The sequence below is a fragment of the Bradyrhizobium guangxiense genome, assembly GCF_004114915.1.
GTDB lineage: Bacteria > Pseudomonadota > Alphaproteobacteria > Rhizobiales > Xanthobacteraceae > Bradyrhizobium > Bradyrhizobium guangxiense.
Map to the genome: position 1 here is coordinate 5,787,180 of NZ_CP022219.1, position 23,332 is coordinate 5,810,511.

The following is a 23,332-nucleotide window of genomic DNA, read 5'->3' on the forward strand; positions in this document are numbered from 1 at the left end:
GGAACTCCAGCCGGTCCCCTACCGATAAAAGGAAACGGCCGCGGGTCAAGGCCCCGCGGCCGCTCCGCATCATTACTTCTCCGAAATGTTGTGGGCTCTGGGCACCTGTCAGCCCTTGAGCGCGGTCACCACCACCTCGATCAGCGCGCTGCCGCCGAGATCGGCAACGCCGACGGTGGCGCGGGTCGGCAGATTGTCGCCGAAGAACTCGGTCCAGGCCGCGTCCATCTCCTTCTTCCTGGAGAGATCGGTGACGAAGATCGAGGCGCTGACCACGCGCGACTTGTCCGTTCCCGCCTCCTTCAGATAGCCGGCGATCTTGCCGAGGATGTTGCGGGTCTGGTCCCCCATCGAGACCGAGGTGTCGTCGGCGATCGTGCCGCCGAGGAAGACAAAGCCATTGGCTTCGACGGCGCGGTGCATGATGGGCGTGCGGATGCTGCGGGTGATGCTCATGATGTCCTCTTGTCTCTAGAGCGTGGAGGGATGGAAGCGGTCGATGCCTAGATCGCTGATCCGGGTCTGGGTGCCGCCGTTGACGATCAGCTCGGCCATCACGGCGCCGGCGCCGGGGCCGAGCTGGAAACCGTGCAGCGAGAAGCCGAACTGGTGATAGAGCCCCTTGTGGCGGCTGCTCGGCCCGAACACGGGAATGTCGTCCTTCATCTTCGCCTCGATGCCGGCCCAGGCGCGGACGATAGTGGCGCCGCGCATCACCGGAAACAGCTCGAACACGGTGCGGGCGCTGACCGCAAGGCTCTTCCAGTCCAGCACCGTCTCGTTGCGATCCTGATAGGGCCTCGCCAGATGGCCGCCGCCGATCAGCACGGTGCCGTTCTTGAACTGCTTGAAGGACAGCTTTCGCCCGCGCAGAATCACGACGGGGTCAATGAAGTGCGGCACGCGCGAGGTGATCATCAGCATCGGCGCCACGGTCTCGACCGGCACCGGCTCGCCGAGATCCGCTGCGATCTTGCCGGCCCAGGCGCCGGCAGCATTGACCAGAACCGGTGCGGCAAAGCTCTCCGAGCCAACATCGACGTGCCAGAGTCCGTCGCTCTGCCGGATGTTGCCGGCGGCGACGCCTTCACGCACGGTCGCACCGAGCTGCTCGGCCTTGCGGCGGAACGCCGTCGTTGTCTGCGCCGGATTGGCCGCGCCATCGCGGCGCGAGACCACGCCGCCGGGACAGGTCTCGGCGACTGCCGGCACCAGGCGCCGCAGTTCGGCCGCATCGATCAGCTCTTCGTGGGTGAAGCCCAGCGCATTGAGCTCGGTGACGCGCGCACGGCAGACCGCGAGCTCATCCTCGTTCTCGGCGACCAACACCTGGCCGTAGCTCTCGAAGCTGCAATCGTCGTCGACGAGGTCAGCTATCTTCTCCCAGATCCCCATCGAGCGGATGGACAGCGGGATCTCGGGAATGTGCCGGGCAAGCTGACGGACGCCGCCGGCATTGACGCCGGAGGCGTGGCGGCCGGCATAGTCCTTTTCGATCAGCACCGGCTTCAGGCCGGCGAGGCACAGATGTAACGTGGTCGAGCACCCGTGGATGCCGCCGCCAATGACGATCGCATCCACGTTTGTGCTCATCCGCGCACCACGGCCTTGACGTCGGCCTCGCTCTTCGGAACGGCGGCGAGCTCGGCGAGCGTGATCGGTTTCACCGGCGCGCGCAGCCGGTAATAGCCAATCTCTTGCGGCGTCTTGCCGCGCGCCTGCGCCATCAGCTCGGTGACGGTGAGGCCGCAGAGCCGGCCCTGGCACGGCCCCATGCCGGTACGGCGATAGGCCTTCAGCTGGTTCGGCCCCGTCGCGCCGATCGCGACCGAATCGAGCACGTCCTTCGCGGTGACTTCCTCGCAGCGGCAGACGATGGTGTCGCCCGAGGGAATGCGGAACTGCGGCGCGGGGCGGAACAGGGTGTCGAGGAAGACGCGGCCGCGCTCGGCCTTGGCAAGATCGGCGCGAAGCGTTGCCATTGCAGGCAGCCTTGCGGCAACCGCGGGCGCCAGCGCTTCGATCGTGGCGCGCGCAGCGATACGACCACGAACCACCGCAGCATTCGCGCCGCCGATTCCCGCGCCGTCGCCCGCGATCGCGATGCCGGCGACCGACGAGCTGCCGTTTGCATCGAGCACTGGCGACCAGCAGAGTTGCAAATCATCCCAGCGATGCTCGACACCGGCCGACATCGCCAGATTGACATTGGGCACGACACCCTGATGCAGCAGCAGAAGATCGGCCGGAATGGTCTCGCGCTTGCCGCCGGCGACATAGCTCACGCTGGCAAGCTGGCCGTCACCGGACGCAAAGAGCTCGGTGACGCCGGAGACGACCTGCACCTTCGCTTTCACCTCGCGCATCATCGACAGGCCCTTGGCGAAATAGGGCGAGGTCAGGAAGGCGAAAGCGTGCGGCAGCGCCGCGAAATAATTGCCGCGCTCGGTGGTGTCGAGAATGCGATCGATGCGGCCCCCGAGGCGCAGGATCTGCGCCGCGAGCAGCCAGAGCAGCGGGCCCTGTCCTGCGATCACGGTGCGGCCGTCGGGCACCAGGGCCGACGATTTCAGCATGGTCTGCGCCGCGCCGGCGGTCATCACACCCGGCAGCGTCCAGCCCGGAATCGGGAACGGCCGCTCCAGCGCGCCGGTCGCCAGGATCACGCGCTTCGCCTTGACGAAAGCGGACGCGCCGCCGATCGACACGGCGATCTCGAGATTGCGGTCGAGGCTCCAGACCGTGGCGCGATGAATGACCTCAGCATCGCTCGCGCGCAGCGACTGCACGAGATCGGCACCGACCCAATAGTCAGCGCCGAGCTGGTTGCGGTCGGTCACCGGCGTCGAGGAAATCGCGCGAAACACCTGACCGCCGGGGCCGATATTCTCGTCGAGCAGCAGCGTCGACAGGCCGGCTTCGGCGGAGGTTGCCGCGGCAGCAAGGCCTGCTGGCCCGGCGCCGATCACCACGACATCATAGTCTTCGCGCTTGGGAGCCACAGTCATTTTCCGATCTCCCGCTTGCCCTTCTGGATCTCGATCTGCATGCCATCGGCGACCGGCACGAGGCAGCCCTGCCGATTGCCGACGCCGTCGATGGTGACGAGGCAGTCGAAGCACACGCCCATCATGCAATAAGGCAGACGCGGCACCCCACTCACCGCAGTCGAGCGGCGGACATCGCAGCCGGAAGCCAGCAGCGCGGCAGAGACGGTGTCGCCCTGGCGCGCCGCAACGGCGACACCATCGACGAAAATCTGCACTTGCGGACGTTTGTCCCGCTCGGATCTCTTGAACATGGGATGCCTCTTGGCTCCTTCGGTATCTCTAGTAACCGCTGTTGTTCGGCGCGCCTGTGCCGAAGCGGCTGGCGGAGAATGCGCCGACGAGTTCCGGCTCGAGCGCGCCTTGCGCGACCATGCGCGCGATCTCGAAAGCGTGGTTGGACGCGAGCGTCACGCCGGAATGACAGCAGGCGACGAAGGCGCCGGGATGCGTCTCCGACTGGTCGTAGATCGGAAAGCCGTCCTGCGGCATCACGCGGATGCCGGCCCAGCTCCTGACCACGTTGAGCCGCGACAGATGCGGGAACATGCGCTGGGCGCGATCGGTCATGACCGCGCTGATCGAATGCTTCAGCGCGCGATCGTCAAGCTCGTCCTCCTTGCTGTCGCCGATCATCACCGTGCCCTCGTCGGTCTGGCGGATCGTCGTCAACGGATGCGGCAGGAACGGCATGGTGCGCTCAGTCACCACGACCTGGCCGCGGGTCGGCCCCATCGGCGCGTAGAGACCGACCATCGGCGCCAGCGTCTGGTTGGCGTTGCCGGCGGCCAGCACGATCTTGGCAGCGCGAAGCTCGCCCTTCGGCGTGGTCAGACGGAATTCGCCGCCGCTCTTGCTGATCGCCGAGACCGGGCGCTCCGGAAAATAGTCGATGCCGAACGCCCTGAAGCCGGTGTGGAAGGCCCGGAAGGTACGCAGCGAATTGACGTGGCCGTCGAGCGGGCAATAGCTGCCACCCGAGACCTCGGGCCCAATCAACGGCAGCGACTTCTTCACTTCGGAGGCCGAGAGCATCTCCATCTTGTAGTCGGCGGCGCCGACCTGGTTGTGCATGCGCTTGACCAACTCGGCGCGTTGGCCGAATTCGTCCTCGCCGAGGGTGAGGTGAAAACCGCCATTCTGCTGGAGGCAGACGTCGAGGCCGGTCTGTTGCTTCAGCTCGGACGCGAGCCGGCCCCACGCCTGCGACGCCTGCACGGTCCAGACCGTATAAGCGGGCATGCCGAGCCCCTTGCTCTGCACCCAGACCAGCGCAAAGTTCGCGCGCGAGGCACGCTTGGTGATATCGCCTTCATCGAGCACGGCGACCTTATTGCCGAGCCGGCCGAGGCCCCAGGCAATGGCGGAGCCGAGCAGTCCGCCGCCGACGACGGCGACGTCGTAGTCCCCTGACATGAGTTCTCCTATCGTCCCGTATCGCCCTTGCCGGCGAGCACGCGGTCGAGCCCGTAGAAGCGGTCGAGCAGAATGAGGGCGGTCATGGTGATTGCGATCACGCAGGCCGAGACCGACGTCACCAGCGGATCGATGTTGTCCTGGATATAAAGGAACATGCGCACCGGCAACGTCTCGGTGCCGGGCGCGGCGAGGAAGACGGTCATGGTGAGATCGTCGAAGGACTGGATGAAGGCGAGCGCCCAGCCGCTGATGACGCCGGGCAAGATCAGCGGCAGCGTCACGCGTCGGAACAGCGTCCAGCCGTTGGCACCGAGCGAGACCGCCGCCATCTCCACCGTGCGGTCCATGCCGGTCGCCGCCGCCAGCGTCAGCCGCAGCGCGAACGGAAACACGATGATGACATGGGCGATGATCAGCGCGGCGAAGCTGCCGCCGAGGCCGGCCGAGGTGAAGAAGCGCAGGAAGGCGATGCCGAGCACGACATGCGGGATCATCAGCGGCGACAGGAACAGCGCCGCCAGCGCATCACGGCCGCGAAAGCGGTAGCGCGCGATCGCCAGCGCCGCCGGCACCGCGAACAGGAGCGCCACGAGCGAGGACAGCGCGCCGAGGCCGAGACTGACCCAGAACGCGTGGATGAATTCGGGATAGTTCGCGATGGTCTTGAACCAGCGCAGCGAGAAGCCGTTGGTCGGCAGCGACAGAAAACCTTCGGGCGTGAAGGCGACGAGGCAGACCACCAGGATCGGCGCCACCATCACGATGACGAAGATGGTGTGAAAGATCAGCGCGAGCGGACCGTTCTGCCTCATCGGAACACCTCGGCATAGCGCCGCTCGATCAGCGCGTTGCTGCCAACGACGATCAGCACCAGTGCGACCAGCAGCAGCGTCGCGACCGCGGCCCCGAGCGGCCAGTTCAGGGTGTTGAGGAACTCGTCATAGGCCAGCGTCGCGGCGACCTTGAGCCGGCGACCGCCGATGATCGCCGGTGTCGCGAAGGCGCTGGCCGAGAGCGAGAACACGATGATGGCGCCCGACAGCACGCCCGGCATGATCTGCGGCATGACGATGCGGCGAATGATGGTGACGGGACCCGCACCGAGCGACATCGCGGCATTCTCGATCTGCGGATCAAGGCGCTGCAGCGCCGCCCACACCGACAGCACCATGAACGGCATCATCACATGCGCGAGCGCGACCACCATGCCGGTTTCGGTGAACATGAAGGGAATTGGCGAGCGCATCACGCCAAGCGACATCAGGAGCTTGTTGACGAGACCGTTGTTGCCGCCGAACAGCAACGCCCAGCCGAGCGTCCGCACCACCACGGAGATCAAGAGAGGGCCGAGAATGACCAGCAGGAAAAAGCTCTTCCAGCGGCCGCTCATGCGGTTGAGGATGTAGGCTTCGGGCGCGCCGAGCAGAGCCGTGAGCAGCGTGGTCAGGATCGCGATCCGAAACGTCCGCCAGAACATCTCGGCGTAATAGGGATCGGTCGCGATCTCGTGCCAGTTCTTGAGGATGAAGACCGGCTCGATTCCCTTGTACTGGCCCCAATCGTGGAACGACAGCATCACCGTCATCGCCAGCGGAATCAGCAGCACACCGACGAACAGCATCAAGGCGGGCGCGCTCAGCGCCCACGGCGCGCGTACGCTGCGCTCCTCGGCGGCCATGCTCATGCGCCTGCCCTCGCGCGCACGCTCATGTCCTCGGGACGCCAGGTGAGGCGAACCGCGTCGCCTTCGGCCGGCTGCGCCGTGCCGTCATTCTGGCGGATCACGATCGCCGAGCCGCATTCGCTGTCGCATTGGAACAGCCAGTGATTGCCCTGGAAGATGCGCGTGACGATCTTTGCGCTGAGCCCTGTATCGCCGAAGCCGATTCTTTCGGGACGAACGCTGACGGTCACGGGACCGCCGAGCCCGGCCGGCGCCGGGGCGCGCCAGGAGCCCGCCGCCAACTGCGTCGGCGCGACGGTGCGGTCGATCGTTCCGGCAAAGTCGTTGGTCTTGCCGAGGAATTGCGAGACGAAGGCCGAGGCCGGCTTCTCATAGGTTTCCTGCGGCGTGCCGATCTGCTCGATCTTGCCCTGGCTCATCACGACGATGCGGTCGGACAGCGACATCGCCTCGTTCTGGTCGTGGGTGACGAGGATCGTGGTGGTGCCGATGGTGCGCTGGATCTGGCGCAGCTCGATCTGCATCTCCTCGCGCAGCTTGGCGTCGAGGTTCGACAGCGGTTCGTCGAGCAGCAGCACGCTCGGCTTGATCACCAGCGCGCGCGCCAGCGCCACGCGTTGCTGCTGGCCGCCGGACATACGGCGCGGGTGACGGTCCTCGTAACCGGCAAGGCCTACCATCGCGAGCGCGGCACGGACGCGCTCGGACCTCTCAGCGCGTGGCACACCGCGCATCTCGAGACCAAAGGCGACGTTCTCCGCCGCGGTCATGTGCGGAAACAGTGCGTAGCTCTGGAACACGATGCCGAGGCCACGTTTGGCAGGATGGATCGCGGTCAGGTCCTTGCCTTCCAGCCGGATTGCGCCGCGCGTGGGGTCGAGGAAGCCCGCGATCATCTGCAGTGTCGTGGTCTTGCCGCAGCCGGAGGGGCCGAGGAAGGAGATGAACTCCCCCTTCCCCACCGACAGGCTGAAGTCGTCGACCACAGTCTGCGCGCCGAACTGTTTTGCGACCCGGTCGAGCTCGAGATAGGCCATACGCTGTCTCCGCAAACGATCAGATCAGCGCTCGACCTCGCGATTCCAGCGCTTGGTCCACTCCTCGCGCTTCTCGTTGATGACGGTCCAGTCCGGATTGTAGAGCTTCGCCGCGCGCTCGCCGATCGGCGCCATCTTGCCGAGCTCCGGCGGGATCACCAGCGATTTCAGCACCGGGCCGTAGCCGTAATCCTTCAGCATCACGAGCTGGATCTTGGGTTCGAGCAGCATCTTGACGAAGCTCGCCGCCAGCGGCGAGGCGTTGGGCTTGCTGATCGGACATGCGGTGGTCAGCAGCGTCGCTGCGCCCTCCTTCGGATAGACGAAGTCGACCGGGAAGCCGGTATTGGCAAAGCTCTGCACGCGGCCGGTGCCCCACACCGCGATGACGGCCTGGCCGGACTGGAACAGCTCGGTCATCTTGCCCGGCGACGGCTCATAGGCGAGCACGTTCGGATTGATCTGTTCCTTGAAGATCTTGAAGCCGGAATCAACGTTGGTCTCGCCGCCGCTGTTCATCTTCGACAGCATCACCAGCGCTTCGAGACCGTAAGTGTTGTTGATCGGCGGAATCACGAGCTGCTTGGCGTACTTCGTGTCCTTCAGATCGTTCCACGAGGTCGGCGGCGCCCAGCCTTTTTCCTTGAACACCTTGGTGTTGTACATCAGGCCGGTCGCGACGATGCCGATCGCAACGGCGCGATCGTCCTTGAAGCGGGCGGTGTCATAGAGATCGGCGGGCAGGCCGTCGAGCTTGCCGCAGAAGCCGAGCTGGATCGCCTGGTACATCGGACCATCATCGACGATCGCGACGTCGATCTGCTGGTTACCTTTCTGCGCCTGGAGCTTGGCCAGGGTGTCGGTGGAATTGCCGGCGACGTATTCGACCTTGACGCCGTTCTCCTTCTCGAAGCTCGGGATCCCCTCGTCGCGGATGGTCTTCTCGAACGAGCCGCCATAGCCGGCGACGTAGAGCGTCTTTTGCTGGGCCGAGGCGACTGAGGGGGCGGCAATCAGCGCTGCGATGCTGACCGCGGTCAGAAGGCGAAAAGTCTTCATGTGGACCGATCTCCATACCGGAATGAGGTGACGTGCCGACAAATCTCCGGCCGAAGCGCCTTCCGCATTTCCTTCCGCGCAAATCCCTCACCACACAGGGCTCCGGCCCCTGTTCGGCGGAATTTGGCGCGATTTGGAGGTTTGAACCCCTCCAATCTGCCGAAAAAGCGGGCTGGCTCCAGCTCTGATGAAAAAGATCGCAGACCTATACTTCCATCGTCCAATGAATAATGGCACCCTCTGCATGCCGAAATGTTATGATTGGAGTGCACGATGGCGCGGATCAATTCGCGGCAGGTGGAAGCCTTCCGCGCGATGATGCTGACCGGCAGCGTCACGGAGGCGGCGAAGCTGATGGCGGTGACGCAGCCTGCGGCCAGCCGGCTGCTGCGCGACCTCCAGGCGCTCCTGAAAATGGAGCTGTTCGAGCGGCGCGGCACCGGCCTGGTGCCGACCGCGGCGGCGATGGCGCTCTATACCGAGGTCGAGCGCTCCTTCGTCGGCCTCGAGCGCATCACCGCAGCGGCCGAGGAAATCCGTGGCCGCCGCACCGGCTCGCTGCGTATCGCTGCGCTGCCGGCGCTGGCGAACGGCTATCTGCCGCGCCTGGCCGGACACTTCCTGCAGGAACGGCCGAACCTCAACCTCGCGTTCTTCGGCGTGATCTCTCCGATCGTGGTCGACTGGGTTCTGAACAATCAATGCGACATCGGCTTTGCCGAGGTGCCAATCGCCCATTCCGGCCTGCCGAGCCTGCGACTGCCGGCGCCCGCGCGCGTCGCGGTGCTGCCCGAAGGTCATCGCCTCGCGGAGAAGGACGTCTTAGAGCCGCGTGACTTCGAAGGCGAGACGTTCATCTCACTGTCGGCGGGATCATCCAGCCGGCATCTCGTCGACCAGGTCTTCAACCGCCACGAGGTTCGTCGCGTGCTCAGGGTCGAGACCACGTTGTCGGAAATCATGTGCGGCATGGTGTCGTCGGGCCTTGGCGTTGCGATCTGCGACCCTTTCACCGCGAGGGAATTCGCCACCCGCGGCGTGGTCGTGCGCCGCTTCCTGCCGCGGATCGATTTCGAATTCTCCGCGGTCTTTCCGGCGCAGCGCAGTCCGTCTCCGGTGGCACTGGATCTCGTCGAGACCATGCGCAAGGCGCTGGTGGAGTTCGAGGACGACGAAGCCGGGGTCAGCCGCTGAACGCGGCCTGTGCCTCCGGCAAATCCCAGATCTTGCCGATCGCAGCCGTCCCGGCCGCGGTGATCGCCGCTTCATCCGCGCTGAGATAGCGTCCCTCATCGACCAGCACGCGACCATCGACCATGACCTGATCAACATTGGCGCGGTTGGCGAGTGCGATCAGCGCGCGGCGCGGGTCGAACAGCGGCTGCAGATGCGGATGGGTCAGATCGACCACGGTGAGATCGGCGGTTGCGCCCGGCTCGATGCGGCCGAGATCCGGCCGCTTGATGACGTCGGCCGCGACCGCCGTATTAGCCTCGATCAGCTCGGGCGAGTTCGCAACGTCAGGCCGTGCGGAGGTGATCTTGGAGATCAGCGACGCCGCATTGAGCTCGCCGAGCAAATCCATGTTGTAGCCGTCGGTGCCGACCACGGTGCGGACGCCGTGCGCGGCGAAGCGGCTGAACGCCGCCGTGATGCCGGCTCGCGCGAACACGCGCGGGCAGTTCAGCACGGTCATGCCGCGCGCGGCCATCAGCCTGAGATCGTCGTCGCTCGAGAACATGCAGTGCGCGGCCATGAGGTCGGGCGCGAGCAGGCCGAGCCAGTCGAGATATTCTGCCGGCGTGCGACCGCCATAGCGCTTGCCGATGGTCTCGACCTCGGCGCGACTCTGCGCCATGTGCGTGGTGATGGGAACGCCGAGCTCGCGCGCCCGCGTGGCGCAGGCCTTCAGGAGATCGGGGCCGCAGGTGTCGGTCGCATGCGGGCTCATGGCGAGGCCGATGCGGCCGTCGCCACGATTGTTCCAGCGTTGGTAGAGCGCGTCCCATGTCGCCATGTCGGCGGCACCGTCGTCGCCGGAATAACGGACCACGCCGTCAGCGCCGGCCTTGGCATCGGAGGTCGAGAACAGATAGGGCGCGCCGTAGAAGCGGATGCCCATCTGCTCCGCCGCGTCGAACATCTCGGGGATCGAGTTGCGGAATGGCTCCATCACCGTGGTGGCGCCGCCCTTGAGGAGCTGGAGGATCCCGAGCCGCGCGATCGCAAGCCGTTCCTCCGCCGACAGAATATCGGCGCCGCGCTTGGTCAGCGGCAGCAGCACCGTGTAGACGATGCTCTGGTTGTTCTTGCGGCCGTTGCCGTCCTCGGTGTGGCTGCGCGCCACGGCTTCGGAGAAACAGTGATTGTGCAGGTTCAGAAGGCCCGGCAACACGAAGCGGCCGGGACGGTCGTAGATCTGATCTGCGTTCGGTCTGTCGCGCGTGACCGCGGCGATCTTCCTGCCTTCGACCAGAACCCAATGGTCGCGCAACACATCCTGCGCGCCGTCTTTCCGTGACAGCACATAGCTGCCGAAGATTGCCGTTGTGCTCATGCGGGGCGTACGTTCCAGAAGACGGCGGTGCCGTCGAGAATGCCGGTGATGGCTTTGCGATAGGCGGTCGGCTGCTTGTACAGACCGATCGGAATATAGGGGATTTCCTCGAACGCCACCGCCTGGATCTCGCGGCAGATGCGCTGCTGCTCGGCGAGCTCGGAGGCCGCCAGCCATTGGCTGCGCAGCGGTCCCATCTTCTCGCTCGCATACCAGCCGGCGACCTTGCCTTCGCCGCGGATGTTGGTGTTGCCGGCCGGGTTGAGCCAGTCGATGCCCTGCCAGTTGCCGACGGCGGCGCTCCAGCCGCCCTGCCCGATCGGGTCCTTCTTCAGCTGGCGCTGCAGCACGACGGCGAAATCGAGCCCGGCATATTCGACGTTCATGCCGGCCTTGCGCAGGCTGTCGACCGCGATCTCGCCGAGCGGCTTCTGCGCCAGCGAGTTGGTGGGCACGAGCACCACGATCTTCTCTCCGTTGTAGCCGGCAGCTTTGAGAGCGGCGCTGACCTTGTCGTAATTGCGCGGGCCACGGAACACGTCGAGGCCGACCTCGCTCGCCATTGGCGTGCCGGGCGCGAAATAGCCGATCGGGGAGACCTGGAAGGCGGGATCGACGCCGGCGACAGCAGTCATGAACGCCGACTGATCGATCGCCCCCAAGAGCGCGCGGCGGATCGCGGGATTATCGAATGGCGGCTGCAGATGATTGAGGCGCAGCATGCAGGCATAGCCGCGGGGATCGAGGATGCGCGTCTCGATATCGCCGGCGGCCTTGATCACCGGCAAGAGATCGTGCGGCGTGGTCTCCTGCCAATCCTGCTCGCCGGTCTGGAGCGCGGCGACACCGGTGCCGGCATCGGGCGTCGTGGTCCAGACCACGCGATCGTAATGCACGATCTTGGGCCCGGCGGTCCAGTCCGGCTTGCCGTCGGTGCGCGGCTGATAGCGCTCGAACTTGGCGTAGGCGTTGCGGGCGCCCTGCACGCGCTCGTCGGCGAGATAGCGGAACGGGCCGCTGCCGATGACTTCGGTCAGCGGCTTGAACGGGTCCTGGCTCGCCAGCCGCTCCGGCATCATGAAGCACGCATTGATCGCGGCCTTGCCGAGCGCCTGCGGCAGCAGCGGGAACGGACGCTTGAGGCGAAAGCGAATGGTGCGGTCGTCGGCAGCCGAGAGCTCGGCCGTCGCCTCCATCAACTCGCCGCCAAAACCGTCGCGGGCGGCCCAGCGACGGATGCTGGCGACGCAGTCGCGCGCCAGCACGCGCTCGCCGTCGTGCCAGAACAGGCCATCACGAAGCGTGAGGTCCCACTGCAGCTGGTCGCCGGAGATGACATGGCCGGACAGCATCTGCGGCGAGACCTGGAGCGAGGAGCTCATGCCGTAGAGCGTATCGTAGACCATAAAGCCGTGGTTTCGCGACACCTGTGCGGTCGAATAGATGGGATCGACGAAAGCAAGGTCGATCACGGGGATGAAGCGCAGCGTTGACTGGGATTCAGCGCGGACGATGCCCGGCAGCGAGAGCGCCGGAGCTATGGCGGCTGCCTTGAGGAGCGAGCGGCGGGGGATGGGCATGACGAGAGGCTCCTGAAGGAGATTACGTGTTCAACAAGACCGCGCCGATCGCCGCGGCCACCGCCTGTTGCGCCGGCTCGACCACCGGCACGCCGATCGCCTCCGCAATCACCGCGCGGTGCGACGCCATGCCTGCGCAGCCCATCACCACGACATCGGCGCGGCATTGCGTGACCAACGCGCGGCCGGCATCGATCAAGCGGCCGCGGATGTCGGCGCCGGCGGTCTCGGCCGCACTCGCGCCGACCGACCAGCTTCCGGCATAGCGGCTGTCGACGCCCATCACCCGCGCCATGCGCTGCTGGCGGCGGATGCTCGACGGCGATAGCGCGATGATGCCAAAGCGTTCGCCCAGCATCAGCGCGCGGAAGATGCCGCATTCGGCGATGCCCATGACCGGGCGACCGCCGGCGGCCTCGCGCACGGCATGCAGGCCGGGATCGCTGAAGCAGGCCAGCACGAAGGCATCGGCATCGTCGCGCGACACACGGTTGACCAGCGGCATCACGACGCTGTCGGCATCGCGCTGCGAGCTGATGCTCGGCGGCCCTTCGGCAAGGCCGACCACCCTGACGTCAGGTCCGCCGACGATCCGCAGCGGCGCCACCGCGTCGTTGATCGCCGCCGTCACCGACGCCGAGGAATTGGGGTTGATGACGAGGATGCGACGGGTCATGGCTTGGCTCAGCGATTGCCGGCTTCGTGACGGAGGAAGTTTTCCGCGATCTTCTCACCGGTCGTGATCCAGACATCCGGGCACGATTTCGCGTAGGTGAGAAACTCGCGCAGCAGACGCAGCCGCATCGGACGGCCGCTGCACTGCGGATGCAGCACAGTCGTGACCATCGCCCCCCAGTCGCGGACCTCGTCGAGCTCGTCCTTCCACATCGAGAGCACGTGCTCCTTAGGGAAGATCGAGCGTGGACTGAAGCGGGCCGAGAGACCGTGCATCCAGTCGTCGTAGCTCGCGGTCACCGGCAGCTCGATGGTGCCGGGCTTGCCGTCGGCGAGACGATGGCGATAGGGCCTGACGTCGTCGCGGAACGAGGACGTGTAGACGATGCCGTGGCGCACCAGCGCGACGCGCAGCTCCTCGGTGAATTCGCCGTAAGGCGCGCGATAGCCGGTCGGCCTGACCCCGAGCCGGCGCTTCAGCGCATCGAAGCCGCGTTCCAGTTCCTCCTCGATCCAGGGATCGCCGGGGTCGGGCAACAGATGATGATAGCCGTGATGGCCGATCTCATGCCCCGCCTTCAGGATCGATTCCGCCATCGCCGGATGCGCATCGACCGACCAGCCCGTGACGAAGAACGTCGCCTTGAGATCGAGCTGGTCGAGCAGCTCCAGCAGTTTCGGCGTGCCGACGCGCGCCTCATAGCCGCCATAGCTCATGGTGATGAGCCGCTGCGCATGCACGGCGTCCTTGCTGGTCCACGCGCTCTCCGCGTCCACGTCGAACGACAGGAACATCGCGGAATTATACGGCTTCGGCCAGGGATATTCAGGCGCGGGATCCGCGGTGTTGGCCGGGACGAGCGGGATGCTCTTGAGTGCCTTACTGTCCAGCATTGATGGTCGCCTTCTCGATTGCGTTGTCGCTCAATTTCCATTTCGCCAGCAGGGCCTTGTAAGTGCCGTCCGCGATCAGCGCATCGACGGCCTCCAGCATCGCCTGGTGCAGCGCCTTTTCCTTCACCGGCAGGGCAATGCCGGTGAATTGCTGCGCAAGGGTCTGGCCGACCGGCACATAGGCGCCGGGCTCCTGATCCATGATGTAGGGCAGCGTCTCATCGCCCTGCACGGCGGCGTCGATACGTCCCTGCCTGAGCTGGGTGCGGGCATCCGCCGAGCCGTCGGTGCCGACGAATTGAATCGGATTGCTGCCGCAATTCTTCTCGCTCCAGGCCGCGATCTGGGCCGGGAACATGGTGCGGCGGCTGGCACCGACTTTCTTGCCGCAGAGCGCGACGGCATCCCTGAACTCCGACGCGCGCGACTGCTGAACGAAGAAGCGTGGACCGCTGCGAAGATAGTCGACGAAGGTCGCGGTCTCATGCCGGCTCGCATAGTCGGTGAAGCCCGAGAGGATCGCATCGGCGCGCCCCGTCGCAATCGACGGCATGAACTCGGCGAAGCTCGTTTCCTGCCATTCGATCTTGACGCCGAGCTTGCGGCCGATCGCCTCGCCGAACTCGACATCGAAGCCGGAGAGCGCGTTGGTGGCGGGATCGCGGAATTCCATCGGCGGATAGTTCGGCACCAGCGCAACCTTGAGGCTGCCGCGCTTGGCGATCTCAGGCGGCAACTCGATCGCCATCACCGATGCGCTCATGGCGCCCAGGAACACCGCCGCAAGCAAAAGTCTCTTCATCACCACGCCCCCATGTCAGATCACTGCCGAAAGAAATGCCTTGGTGCGCTCCTCGCGCGGCGCGCCCAACACCTCGGAGGCGCGCCCCTGCTCGACGATCGCACCCTGGTCCATGTAGACGACCCGGTCGGCGGCCTCGCGCGCGAAACCGAGCTCGTGCGTGACCACCATCATCGTCATGCCGCTCTTCGCCAATTCCTTCATGACGGCAAGCACCTCGCCGACGAGCTCGGGATCGAGCGCGCTGGTCGGCTCGTCAAACAGCATCAGCATCGGTTTCATGGCGAGCGCGCGCGCGATCGCCACGCGCTGCTGCTGGCCGCCGGAGAGCTGCGCAGGATACCAGTCCGCCTTGGCCGCCAGCCCGACGCGACGGAGCAGCTCGAGCGCTTCCGTGCGCACCTCTTCGGATTTGCGTCCCTGAACCTGGGTCGGACCCTCGGTGATGTTCTCCAGTGCGGTCTTGTGCGGGAACAGGTTGAAGCGCTGGAACACCATGCCGGTCTTCAGCCGCTGCCGCCCGACCTCGCGCTCGCTGAGGCGATGGAGCCTGCCGCCCTGCTCGCGCACCCCCAGCAGCTCGCCGTCAAGCCAGATGCCGCCCGCGTCGATCATGGCGAGCTGGTTGATGCAGCGGAGCAGCGTGGTCTTGCCGGACCCTGAGGCGCCGATCAGGCACATCACCTCGCCGGGCCAGACGTCGAGCGAGACGCTCTTGAGAGCCTGAAACTCGCCAAAATTCTTGCTGACGGAGCGGATCGCGACGAGGGGCTTTGTCATCGTGCCAGCCGCAATGTGCCGCGCGCAAAGCGACGTTCGAGCAGCATCTGCAGCGGCGTCAGAATCGAAACCACGAGCAGGTACCAGAGCCCGGCGACGATCAGGAGCTCGATCACGCGCGAGTTGGCGTAGTAGATGTTCTCGGCGTTGTGCAGCAGCTCGGGATATTGAATGACGCTCGCAAGCGAGGTCGCCTTCACCATGCCGATGAACTCGTTGCCGAGCGGTGGGATCACCACCCGCATCGCCTGCGGCAACACGATCCGGCGCAGCGCGCGCAGCCGTCCCATGCCGATCGCCTGCGCTGCCTCATATTGCCCGACGTCGACCGACAGCATGCCGGCGCGCATCACTTCCGACGTGTAGGCGCCCTGGTTGATGCCGAGCCCGAGGAGCGCGGCGAGGAATGGCGTCATGACGTCGACGGCCCGCGCGGACCAGAGGCCGGGAATGCCGATGGCCGGAAATACCAGCGCGAGGTTGAACCACAGCAGCAGTTGCAGGATCAGCGGCGTACCGCGGAACAGCCAGGTGTAACCTGCGGCAACCGACTTCAGCACCGGATTGGGCGACAGCCGCATGATCGCAACGACGATGCCGAGAAAGATGCCGAGCATCATCGCCAGCACCGCCATCACCATGGTGTTGACGATCCCTTCGAGAATGACCTTCACGGTCAGGAAGCGGCTGACATAGGACCATTCGATCTGGCCGTTCGCAAACGCGCGCACGATCGCCGCCAGCACGAGGACGATCAGGGCCGCGCTGATCCAGCGAAACCAGTGCGGCTCGCGCGCGATGCGCAGGCCCGACAGATCGGGAAAACCCTCCGCGAGGGCCGGCGCCGGCTTCATTGCGGCGCCGCGTTCAGCATGGGCTGGGCCACCGCGTTGGCGCCGAGGCCCCATTTGTCGAGAATGGCCTTGTAGGAGCCGTCGGCGATCATGGCCGCGAGCTTCTCCGTCACAACCTCGCGCAAGGCGGCGTCGTCCTTGCGGAACATGATGCCCTGATAACCCCTGGCGAAGGCCTCGCCGACGATGCGGTATTTGCCGGGCTCCTGGGACTGCGCATAGGGCAACGTCTCGCTGCCCTGCACGGCGGCGTCGATGCGGCCCTGCTTGAGCTGGTTGCGGACATCGATCGAGTTCTCGCCCGGCACGTACTGGATCGCAGGCTTGCCGGCCGGCTCGCAATTCTGCTTGCTCCACTTCTCGATCTCGACCGGAAAGCTGGTGCTGCGGGTGGTCCCAACCTTCTTGCCGCAGAGATCGGTCGCATCCTTCGCCGCGTTGTCCGCCATCACGAAGAACTGCGGGCCGGTCGCGAGATAATCGATGAAATCCGCCGTCTCGCGCCGGGAGGCGCGATCGGAGATGCCGGAGATGATGAAATCGGCGCGCCTGGTCTGGAGCGAGGGAATCAGCTCGGCAAACGGCGTCTCGCTCCAGACGATCTTGAGGCCGCCGAGCCGCTTGGCGAGCTCGTTCGCCAGATCGATGTCGAGCCCGACCAGCTCGTTGCTGGCGGGATCGCGATATTCCATCGGCGCGTAAGTGGAGTTGACCGTAAGCTTCAGCGTTCCCGCCTGCTTGATCTCCGCCGGAAGCTCGGCCGCCTGCGGCGAGGTCGCGGCGGTCAGGGCTGCGAGCACAAGGAAATGCGAGAGGCGTGTCATGTCAGCTCCTTTGCCGATCCTTTGGCTAGCGCCGTGCAAGAGTCAGTCCGCGTCGAGAACGGCCGGCTCGATGATGCCGGCGCGCTCAGTGATCACCCTGTACTGCTCGGGCCGTCGGTGCGCGGCGAAATTGAACATCTTGTCCTTGCCCTGGCGGCAGAGATCGAGATCGATGTCGGCGACGATCACTTCGTCGGCCAGCGTCTGCGCCTGCTCGACGATGCGGCCGTTGGGATCGACAATGCAGGAGCCGCCGATCAGCCCGGAGCCATCCTCCTCGCCCGCCTTCGCGACCGAGATTGCCCAGGTCGCGTTCATGTAGGCGTTGGCCTGCGTCACCAGCGTCGAGTGGAAGGTGCGCAAGGCCCCGTCTTCGGTGGTGCCGCCATTGGGATCGTAGGCCGCCGAATTGTAGCCGATGCAGACGAGCTCGACGCCCTGCAGACCGAGCACGCGCCAGGATTCCGGCCAGCGCCGATCATTGCAGATCATCATGCCCATGATGGCATGGGCCCAGGCCGAACCGGCGCGGAAGGCGGGAAAGCCGAGGTCGCCATATTCGAAATAGCGCTTTTCGAGCTGCTGATAGCGTGCGCCCTCGCGGGGCTCGACCGAACCTGGCAGGTGCACCTTGCGATAGCGGCCCAAGATCTCGCCGTCGCGATCGACTAGGATCGAGCAATTGTAGCGCCGGCCCTCCGGCGTCAGCTCGGCATAACCGACATAGAAGCCGACGCGCAGCGCACGCGCACGGTCGAACAGTTTCGCCACGGCCGGGTTCGGCATGCCGCGCTCGAAATATCGGTCGAGCGCCTCGCCTTCGAGCAGCCAGCGCGGAAAGAAGGTGGTGAAGGCAAGCTCGGGAAACACCACGAGGCTGGCACCGCGGCCGGCTGCCTCCTCCAGCAATGCAAGCATCCGCGACAACGTATGCTCGCGCGTATCGGCTTTTTGCGTCGGCCCCATCTGAGCGGCGGCGGCGCGAAGAACTCGAACCAAGATTGCCTCCAATCTGTGCGCAGTGCTGCCTCAATGGGCGAATGAACCCATTGATGCGACGCGCAAATCCGCTGCCATTACGGGCAAGCGGGGCTGCAAAATCAATTCGTCCTGCTATGATGTTTTGGCCCTTACTATAATCGGCAGTGATATGAACCTGCGTCAGCTCGAAATCCTGCGTGCTGTCATCCGCCATCGCACCACCGTGGCGGCAGCGGACGAACTGGCCCTGTCGCAACCCGCGGTCAGCAATGCGCTGAAGACGATGGAAGCGCAGGCGGGCTTTGCCCTGTTCGAGCGGGTCAACAACCGGCTGTTTCCGACCGCGGAAGCGATGGCGCTCTACAAGGAGAGCGAGGCGATCTTCGCGCTGCACGCCAAGCTCGAGAGCCGCGTGCGCGATCTGCGCGAGAACCGCTCCGGGCATCTTGCCATCGTGGCGACACCGCCGCTCGCCTACAGCATCATCCCTTCCGCACTGTCAGGCTTCCTTCGCCGCCGCCCGGAGACACGCGTGTTCTTCGACGTGCGGCGCTATGAGGGCATCATCGAGGGCGTGCTCAGCCGCGTCGCCGAGCTCGGCTTCGCGCTCGGCCTGACGCATCATCCTGGGATCGCGCATGAGGTGGTGCACACCGGCGAGATGGTCTGCGTGCTGCCGCCGCAGCATCCGCTCGCCGACAGGCCGGTGATCTCCGCCTCCGACCTGTCCGGCCTGCCCTTCATCGGGCTGGAGCGCGGTACGCGGCTCGGCGAAGCCGTACGCGACAGCTTCGCCCGGGCTGGTGCACCGTTCCGGCCGACCGTCGAGGTGCGCTACTGCAACACGGCCTGCGTGCTGGCCGCCGCCGGCGTCGGCGCCGCGGTGGTCGATCCGTTCTCGCCCCGGCAGAACGGCGGCAGCGGCCTCGTCGTGCGGCCGTTCACGCCGACGACCCACGCAGTGGCCTATATGCTGTGGTCGGAGGCGGAACCGCTGTCGCGCCTCGCCAAGGCATTCCTCAACGAGGTGCGCAAGCAAAGCGCGCTGCTGGAGCGCTCAGCGCCACACCAGCAACATCAGCCAGAAAGCGACTGAGCTTCGTAACCTTTTGACCCCGGGGGCACATGGCACGCATCACCATCATCGAGACCGGAGAGGTCCCGCAAAAACACCGCGAGCACCACGGTTCGTTTCCGGACATGTTCGCGCGCATGGTCCGCGCCGAGGATCCGGCCGCGACGGTCGAGGTCGTCAGCATCCCCAAGGGCGATGCGCTTCCCGATCCGAGCAAGCTCGAGGCCGTCCTGATCACCGGCGCGGCCGCCGGCGTCTATGACGGGCTCGACTGGATCGCGCCGCTGGAGGATTTCGTGCGGGCGGCTTACGCCAACAAGACGCCGATGGTCGGTGTCTGCTTCGGCCACCAGCTGATCGCGCAGGCGCTCGGCGGCACCGTGCGCAAATCGGAGAAGGGCTGGGGCATCGGCCGGCATGTCTATCAGGTGCTGCCGGAGAACGGCGTCGTCGAGGGCGAAGCCATCGCCATCGCGGCCTCGCATCAGGACCAGGTGATCGAGCCGCCGAATGACGCGCTGACGATCCTATCGTCGGACTTCACCCCGCATGCCGGCCTGCTCTACGCCAACGGCACGACGCTGACCGTGCAGCCCCATCCGGAGTTCGACGTGGCTTTTGCGCAAGTGTGCTGCGACCTGCGTGACGGCAAGGCGCCGGATGATGTCGTGGCAACGGCGCGAGACTCGCTGGCGCAGCCGATGGACAACGCGAAGCTCGGCGGGGCGATCACGCGGGTTCTGGCGCGAAAGCCCATCCCCTCATCCTGAGGAGCGCGCTCTCGCGCGCGTCTCGAAGGATGAAGGCCGGATGCAGCAGCGGGGCCTGCATGGTTCGAGACGCCCTGCGCGGCTCCTCACCATGAGGGGAGAGAGTGGTGCTTGGCTCAGAACGGATCCGTTCCCAGTCCCGGCACATCTACTGGCCTTGGCCCCGGCGCCGCCCAGTGAAAGCGGCGGTCCTTTTCCGCAATGGCAATGTCGTTGATGGACGCTTCGCGGCGCTTCATCAGCCCGTGCTCGTCGAACTCCCACTGCTCATTGCCGTAGGAGCGATACCACTGGCCTTTGCCATCGTGCCATTCGTACTGGAAGCGCACCGCGATGCGGTTCTCGTCGAACGCCCAGAGATCCTTGATCAGGCGATAATCCTGTTCCTTCTCCCATTTACGGGTGAGGAAGGCGACGATGGCTTCGCGGCCCTGAAAGACCTCGGAGCGATTGCGCCAACGGCTGTCCTCGGTATAGGCGAGCGAGACGCGCACCGGATCGCGCGAATTCCAGGCATCCTCGGCCATGCGCGCCTTCTGCGCGGCAGTTTCTCGGGTGAAGGGCGGCAGCGGCGGACGCGACATGATGATGGCCTCATCGGTTGATGGAGGCCGCAATCTACTGCTGCATCCGGCGGAGTCGATAGGCCATGACCTATCGGCCGATCACTTATCGGGCGATCAGGAAATCAAATCGGCCTTCATCAGCGTGCGGATCGATTTCGGGATCGGCTGCGCGCGGCCGCCGCTGATGAAGGCGACGCGCACCTCGGCTTTCACCAGCACGTCCTCGCCACGCCGCACCTCCTGCGCCAGCATGATGGAGGCACCCTTCACCGCGACCGGCCAGGTCACGATGTCGAGCACGTCGTCCATCCGCGCAGGCTTGAGGAAATCCAGATGCATCGAGCGCACCACGAAGGCGAAGCCCGCGCTCTCCGTCTCGGTCGGCTCGAACAGCGCCTGCTGCTCGGCGCCCATCAGCCTGAGATGATTGGTGCGTCCACGCTCCATGTAGCGCAGGTAATTGGCGTGGTAGACGATGCCGGAGAAATCCGTGTCCTCGTAATAGACACGGACCTGCATGTGATGGCGGCCGTCGCGGATCTCGCCGTCGAGATGGGCAGTCACGTCGCGAGCCTCTTCGCTTGTCGGTAACCAGGCCGTTTTGCGCAAAAACAGCCGGACGCGCAAGCGTGTTAGGACACAACCGGCCCGGCCCGCCCCAGCGTCACCTCGACAATCTCGGGGGGCACGCCGACACGGACGGGCATGATGCTGCATCCGAGGCCACCGGAGACAATGAGGTCGCATTTCAGGCGGAAGTGGCCATAGGCGAGCCGCAGTCCGTTCCGGGGCGAAACCGCCGGCGACCAGCCGAGCAGGCGGACCTGGCCGCCATGGGTATGGCCGGACAGTTGCAGCGCGACACGTGCGGGCACGAGCGGCGCGATGTTGGGCTCATGCGCGAGCAGGATGACGGGCGCGTCGTCGGTGATCTTCGCCAGCGTGGCGTTGAGATCGTCTGCGCCGAAGCGCGCCACGCTCCGGAAGCGCCGCGCCGGCAGGAAGGCCAGCTGATCGCCGAGGCCGGCGAGCCAGAACGGGCGGCCGTCCTTGGTGAGGCGCACGGCGTCGTTCTCGTAGACGGGAATGCCGGCCGCCTCCAGCGCCCGGTGCGCGACGGTCGGCCCGTGCCCTGCCTGCTGGACGGTCCTGTCGTCCCAATAATCGTGATTGCCCATGACGGCATGGACGCCGAGCGGCGCCCTGAGGCCGGCCAGCACCCTCGCCCATTCGCGCGAGGGAATCATGCGCATGACCTGATGCATGCCGGCGACGTAGTCGCCGAGCAGTACGACGATATCCGCGTTCAGCGCGTTGGTGCGGTCGACGATGGACTCGATCCGCTCCAGCGACATCCAGGGATCGCAGGCGTGAATGTCAGCGATGACGGCGATCTTCAGCGGGAGATCCGCCGGCCACTGCCGCGGCTTCGGATGATAGCGGGTGACGCGGAGCCGCAGCACCGGCTCGACGCCGACGCCATAGGCAGCGGTCGAGATGCCGAGGGCGGACAGGCCGCCGATGGAACGGATGAGATGACGGCGCGTGATCATGGAAACCCGATCGAGATGCGCCGTCTTGATGCGGTCCGATTGGAGCGGAATTGGGGTGCGCTCGTGCAGATCATTTGCACGAGATTACCAGAATTTCATGACAAAGGGAGCGCTGTGTTTGCGCGGATCAGTCGTCTTCGGCCTGATCGGTGCCGAACAGGCCGAACTGTGCCGCCGCGTCTCGCGAGGGCTCGGCGATGCCGAGATGGCGGAAGGCGTGCGAGGTGAGCAGGCGGCCGCGCGGGGTACGCTGGAGATAGCCGCACTGGATGAGATAAGGCTCGATGATGTCCTCGATCGCATCGCGCGGTTCGGACAGCGCGGCGGCCATGGTCTCGACGCCGACCGGACCGCCGCCATAGTTCGTCGCGATGGTCGAGAGATAGCGGCGATCCATCGCATCGAGGCCGGCGGCGTCGACCTCGAGCGCGCTCAGCGCGTGGTCGGCGATCTTGCGGTCGATCGTGTCGGCATTCGCCGCCGAGGCGAAATCGCGCACGCGCCTCAGCAAGCGCCCGGCGATGCGCGGCGTGCCGCGGGCGCGGCGCGCGATCTCGTTGGCGCCGTCCGCGCTCATGCCAACATTGAGCACGCGCGCGCCGCGGCTGACGATGCTCTCGAGCTCCTCGATGGTGTAGAAATTGAGCCGCACCGGAATGCCGAAACGGTCGCGCAAGGGATTGGTGAGCAGCCCTGCGCGCGTCGTGGCGCCGACCAGGGTGAATTTCGACAGCTCGATTTTCACCGAGCGCGCCGCCGGACCCTCGCCGATGATGAGGTCGAGCTGGAAATCCTCCATGGCGGGATAGAGCACCTCTTCTACCGCCGGGCTCAGGCGATGAATCTCGTCGATGAAGAGCACGTCGCGCTCTTCGAGATTGGTCAGCAGCGCTGCGAGATCGCCGGCCTTGGCGATCACAGGGCCCGAGGTGGCGCGGAAGCCGACGCCGAGCTCCTTCGCCACGATCTGTGCCAGCGTGGTCTTGCCGAGGCCGGGGGGACCGACGAACAGCACGTGATCCAGCGCCTCGCCGCGCTTGCGCGCCGCCTCGATGAAGATCGAGAGATTCTTGCGCGCCTGCTGCTGGCCCACGAAATCGGACAGCGATTGCGGACGCAGCGCGGTGTCGCCGACATCGTCGCTGCGGCGTTCCGGCGAGACCATGCGGCCGGCC

General features: G+C 65.8%; 25 protein-coding genes. 3 read left to right on the forward strand and 22 right to left on the reverse strand.

Features of this window, described 5'->3' with window-relative positions; all coding sequences use genetic code 11:
• Nucleotides 1-108: 108 nt before the first annotated feature.
• Genes X268_RS27775 through X268_RS27815 form a run of 9 tightly spaced genes read right to left on the reverse strand, consistent with a single transcriptional unit; the run spans nucleotide 109 to nucleotide 8,246 of the window.
• Nucleotides 109-456 carry a RidA family protein gene (locus X268_RS27775; protein WP_128927879.1) on the reverse strand — a complete coding sequence of 116 codons (348 nt, stop codon included), beginning with the start codon at nucleotides 454-456 and terminating at the stop codon, nucleotides 109-111.
• A 15-nt stretch (nucleotides 457-471) separates the two neighbouring features.
• Nucleotides 472-1,593, reverse strand: coding sequence for an NAD(P)/FAD-dependent oxidoreductase (locus X268_RS27780; RefSeq protein WP_128927880.1), 1,122 nt, complete (start codon nucleotides 1,591-1,593; stop codon nucleotides 472-474).
• On the reverse strand, nucleotides 1,590-3,008 hold the full coding sequence (locus tag X268_RS27785; protein ID WP_128927881.1) for a (2Fe-2S)-binding protein: 1,419 nt from the start codon (nucleotides 3,006-3,008) through the stop codon (nucleotides 1,590-1,592). The genes X268_RS27780 and X268_RS27785 overlap by 4 nt, the downstream gene beginning before the upstream one ends.
• Complete coding sequence (locus tag X268_RS27790) at nucleotides 3,005-3,301, reverse strand: (2Fe-2S)-binding protein (RefSeq protein WP_128927882.1); 297 nt, start codon at nucleotides 3,299-3,301, stop codon at nucleotides 3,005-3,007. The genes X268_RS27785 and X268_RS27790 overlap by 4 nt, the downstream gene beginning before the upstream one ends.
• Before the next feature lie 28 nt (nucleotides 3,302-3,329).
• Entirely contained in the window at nucleotides 3,330-4,463 is a 1,134-nt protein-coding gene (locus tag X268_RS27795; protein WP_128927883.1) for an NAD(P)/FAD-dependent oxidoreductase, read from the reverse strand.
• 8 nt (nucleotides 4,464-4,471) lie between these two features.
• On the reverse strand, nucleotides 4,472-5,278 hold the full coding sequence (locus X268_RS27800; protein ID WP_128927884.1) for an ABC transporter permease: 807 nt from the start codon (nucleotides 5,276-5,278) through the stop codon (nucleotides 4,472-4,474).
• Entirely contained in the window at nucleotides 5,275-6,150 is an 876-nt protein-coding gene (locus tag X268_RS27805; RefSeq protein ID WP_128927885.1) for an ABC transporter permease, read from the reverse strand. The genes X268_RS27800 and X268_RS27805 overlap by 4 nt, the downstream gene beginning before the upstream one ends.
• Nucleotides 6,147-7,187, reverse strand: a complete 1,041-nt coding sequence (locus X268_RS27810; protein ID WP_128927886.1) for an ABC transporter ATP-binding protein — start codon at nucleotides 7,185-7,187, stop codon at nucleotides 6,147-6,149. The genes X268_RS27805 and X268_RS27810 overlap by 4 nt, the downstream gene beginning before the upstream one ends.
• A gap of 24 nt (nucleotides 7,188-7,211) precedes the next feature.
• Nucleotides 7,212-8,246: an ABC transporter substrate-binding protein gene (locus X268_RS27815; protein WP_128927887.1), complete on the reverse strand. Its 1,035-nt coding sequence runs from the start codon at nucleotides 8,244-8,246 to the stop codon at nucleotides 7,212-7,214.
• A gap of 273 nt (nucleotides 8,247-8,519) precedes the next feature.
• Between X268_RS27815 and X268_RS27820 the strand changes: the two genes are divergently transcribed.
• On the forward strand, nucleotides 8,520-9,440 hold the full coding sequence (locus X268_RS27820; protein ID WP_128927888.1) for a LysR substrate-binding domain-containing protein: 921 nt from the start codon (nucleotides 8,520-8,522) through the stop codon (nucleotides 9,438-9,440).
• Here the strand turns inward: X268_RS27820 and X268_RS27825 are convergent.
• Genes X268_RS27825 through X268_RS27865 form a run of 9 tightly spaced genes read right to left on the reverse strand, consistent with a single transcriptional unit; the run spans nucleotide 9,430 to nucleotide 18,211 of the window.
• Nucleotides 9,430-10,803 (reverse strand): amidohydrolase family protein, encoded by a 1,374-nt coding sequence (locus X268_RS27825; RefSeq protein WP_128927889.1) that lies wholly within the window; start codon nucleotides 10,801-10,803, stop codon nucleotides 9,430-9,432. The genes X268_RS27820 and X268_RS27825 overlap by 11 nt on opposite strands.
• On the reverse strand, nucleotides 10,800-12,383 hold the full coding sequence (locus X268_RS27830) for an ABC transporter substrate-binding protein (RefSeq protein WP_128927890.1): 1,584 nt from the start codon (nucleotides 12,381-12,383) through the stop codon (nucleotides 10,800-10,802). The genes X268_RS27825 and X268_RS27830 overlap by 4 nt, the downstream gene beginning before the upstream one ends.
• 22 nt (nucleotides 12,384-12,405) lie before the next feature.
• Complete coding sequence (locus X268_RS27835) at nucleotides 12,406-13,059, reverse strand: aspartate/glutamate racemase family protein (RefSeq protein ID WP_128927891.1); 654 nt, start codon at nucleotides 13,057-13,059, stop codon at nucleotides 12,406-12,408.
• Between the two features lie 8 nt (nucleotides 13,060-13,067).
• Nucleotides 13,068-13,952, reverse strand: a complete 885-nt coding sequence (locus tag X268_RS27840) for a polysaccharide deacetylase family protein (protein ID WP_128927892.1) — start codon at nucleotides 13,950-13,952, stop codon at nucleotides 13,068-13,070.
• On the reverse strand, nucleotides 13,939-14,754 hold the full coding sequence (locus X268_RS27845) for an ABC transporter substrate-binding protein (protein ID WP_164937960.1): 816 nt from the start codon (nucleotides 14,752-14,754) through the stop codon (nucleotides 13,939-13,941). Before X268_RS27845 ends, X268_RS27840 begins: the two co-directional genes overlap by 14 nt.
• A gap of 15 nt (nucleotides 14,755-14,769) precedes the next feature.
• Entirely contained in the window at nucleotides 14,770-15,534 is a 765-nt protein-coding gene (locus tag X268_RS27850) for an amino acid ABC transporter ATP-binding protein (protein ID WP_128927894.1), read from the reverse strand.
• Complete coding sequence (locus tag X268_RS27855; RefSeq protein WP_164937961.1) at nucleotides 15,531-16,388, reverse strand: amino acid ABC transporter permease; 858 nt, start codon at nucleotides 16,386-16,388, stop codon at nucleotides 15,531-15,533. The genes X268_RS27850 and X268_RS27855 overlap by 4 nt, the downstream gene beginning before the upstream one ends.
• On the reverse strand, nucleotides 16,385-17,212 hold the full coding sequence (locus X268_RS27860; RefSeq protein ID WP_128927896.1) for an ABC transporter substrate-binding protein: 828 nt from the start codon (nucleotides 17,210-17,212) through the stop codon (nucleotides 16,385-16,387). Before X268_RS27860 ends, X268_RS27855 begins: the two co-directional genes overlap by 4 nt.
• Before the next feature lie 42 nt (nucleotides 17,213-17,254).
• Complete coding sequence (locus X268_RS27865; protein WP_128927897.1) at nucleotides 17,255-18,211, reverse strand: N-carbamoyl-D-amino-acid hydrolase; 957 nt, start codon at nucleotides 18,209-18,211, stop codon at nucleotides 17,255-17,257.
• A 151-nt stretch (nucleotides 18,212-18,362) separates the two neighbouring features.
• On the opposite strand from X268_RS27865, the gene X268_RS27870 reads away from it, so the two are divergent.
• Nucleotides 18,363-19,289 carry a LysR family transcriptional regulator gene (locus X268_RS27870; RefSeq protein WP_128927898.1) on the forward strand — a complete coding sequence of 309 codons (927 nt, stop codon included), beginning with the start codon at nucleotides 18,363-18,365 and terminating at the stop codon, nucleotides 19,287-19,289.
• A gap of 29 nt (nucleotides 19,290-19,318) precedes the next feature.
• Nucleotides 19,319-20,038, forward strand: a complete 720-nt coding sequence (locus tag X268_RS27875; RefSeq protein ID WP_128927899.1) for a type 1 glutamine amidotransferase — start codon at nucleotides 19,319-19,321, stop codon at nucleotides 20,036-20,038.
• 116 nt (nucleotides 20,039-20,154) lie between these two features.
• Here the strand turns inward: X268_RS27875 and X268_RS27880 are convergent, their stop codons facing one another.
• The 4 genes from X268_RS27880 to ruvB form a co-directional block, all read right to left on the reverse strand.
• Nucleotides 20,155-20,622: a nuclear transport factor 2 family protein gene (locus X268_RS27880; protein WP_128927900.1), complete on the reverse strand. Its 468-nt coding sequence runs from the start codon at nucleotides 20,620-20,622 to the stop codon at nucleotides 20,155-20,157.
• A 96-nt stretch (nucleotides 20,623-20,718) separates the two neighbouring features.
• A complete protein-coding gene (ybgC, locus tag X268_RS27885; protein ID WP_128927901.1) occupies nucleotides 20,719-21,168 on the reverse strand; it encodes a tol-pal system-associated acyl-CoA thioesterase in 450 nt (149 codons plus the stop codon).
• A gap of 68 nt (nucleotides 21,169-21,236) precedes the next feature.
• Nucleotides 21,237-22,157 carry a metallophosphoesterase gene (locus X268_RS27890; RefSeq protein WP_128927902.1) on the reverse strand — a complete coding sequence of 307 codons (921 nt, stop codon included), beginning with the start codon at nucleotides 22,155-22,157 and terminating at the stop codon, nucleotides 21,237-21,239.
• 127 nt (nucleotides 22,158-22,284) lie between these two features.
• Complete coding sequence (gene ruvB, locus X268_RS27895; RefSeq protein WP_208764474.1) at nucleotides 22,285-23,322, reverse strand: Holliday junction branch migration DNA helicase RuvB; 1,038 nt, start codon at nucleotides 23,320-23,322, stop codon at nucleotides 22,285-22,287.
• Nucleotides 23,323-23,332 lie beyond the last annotated feature (10 nt).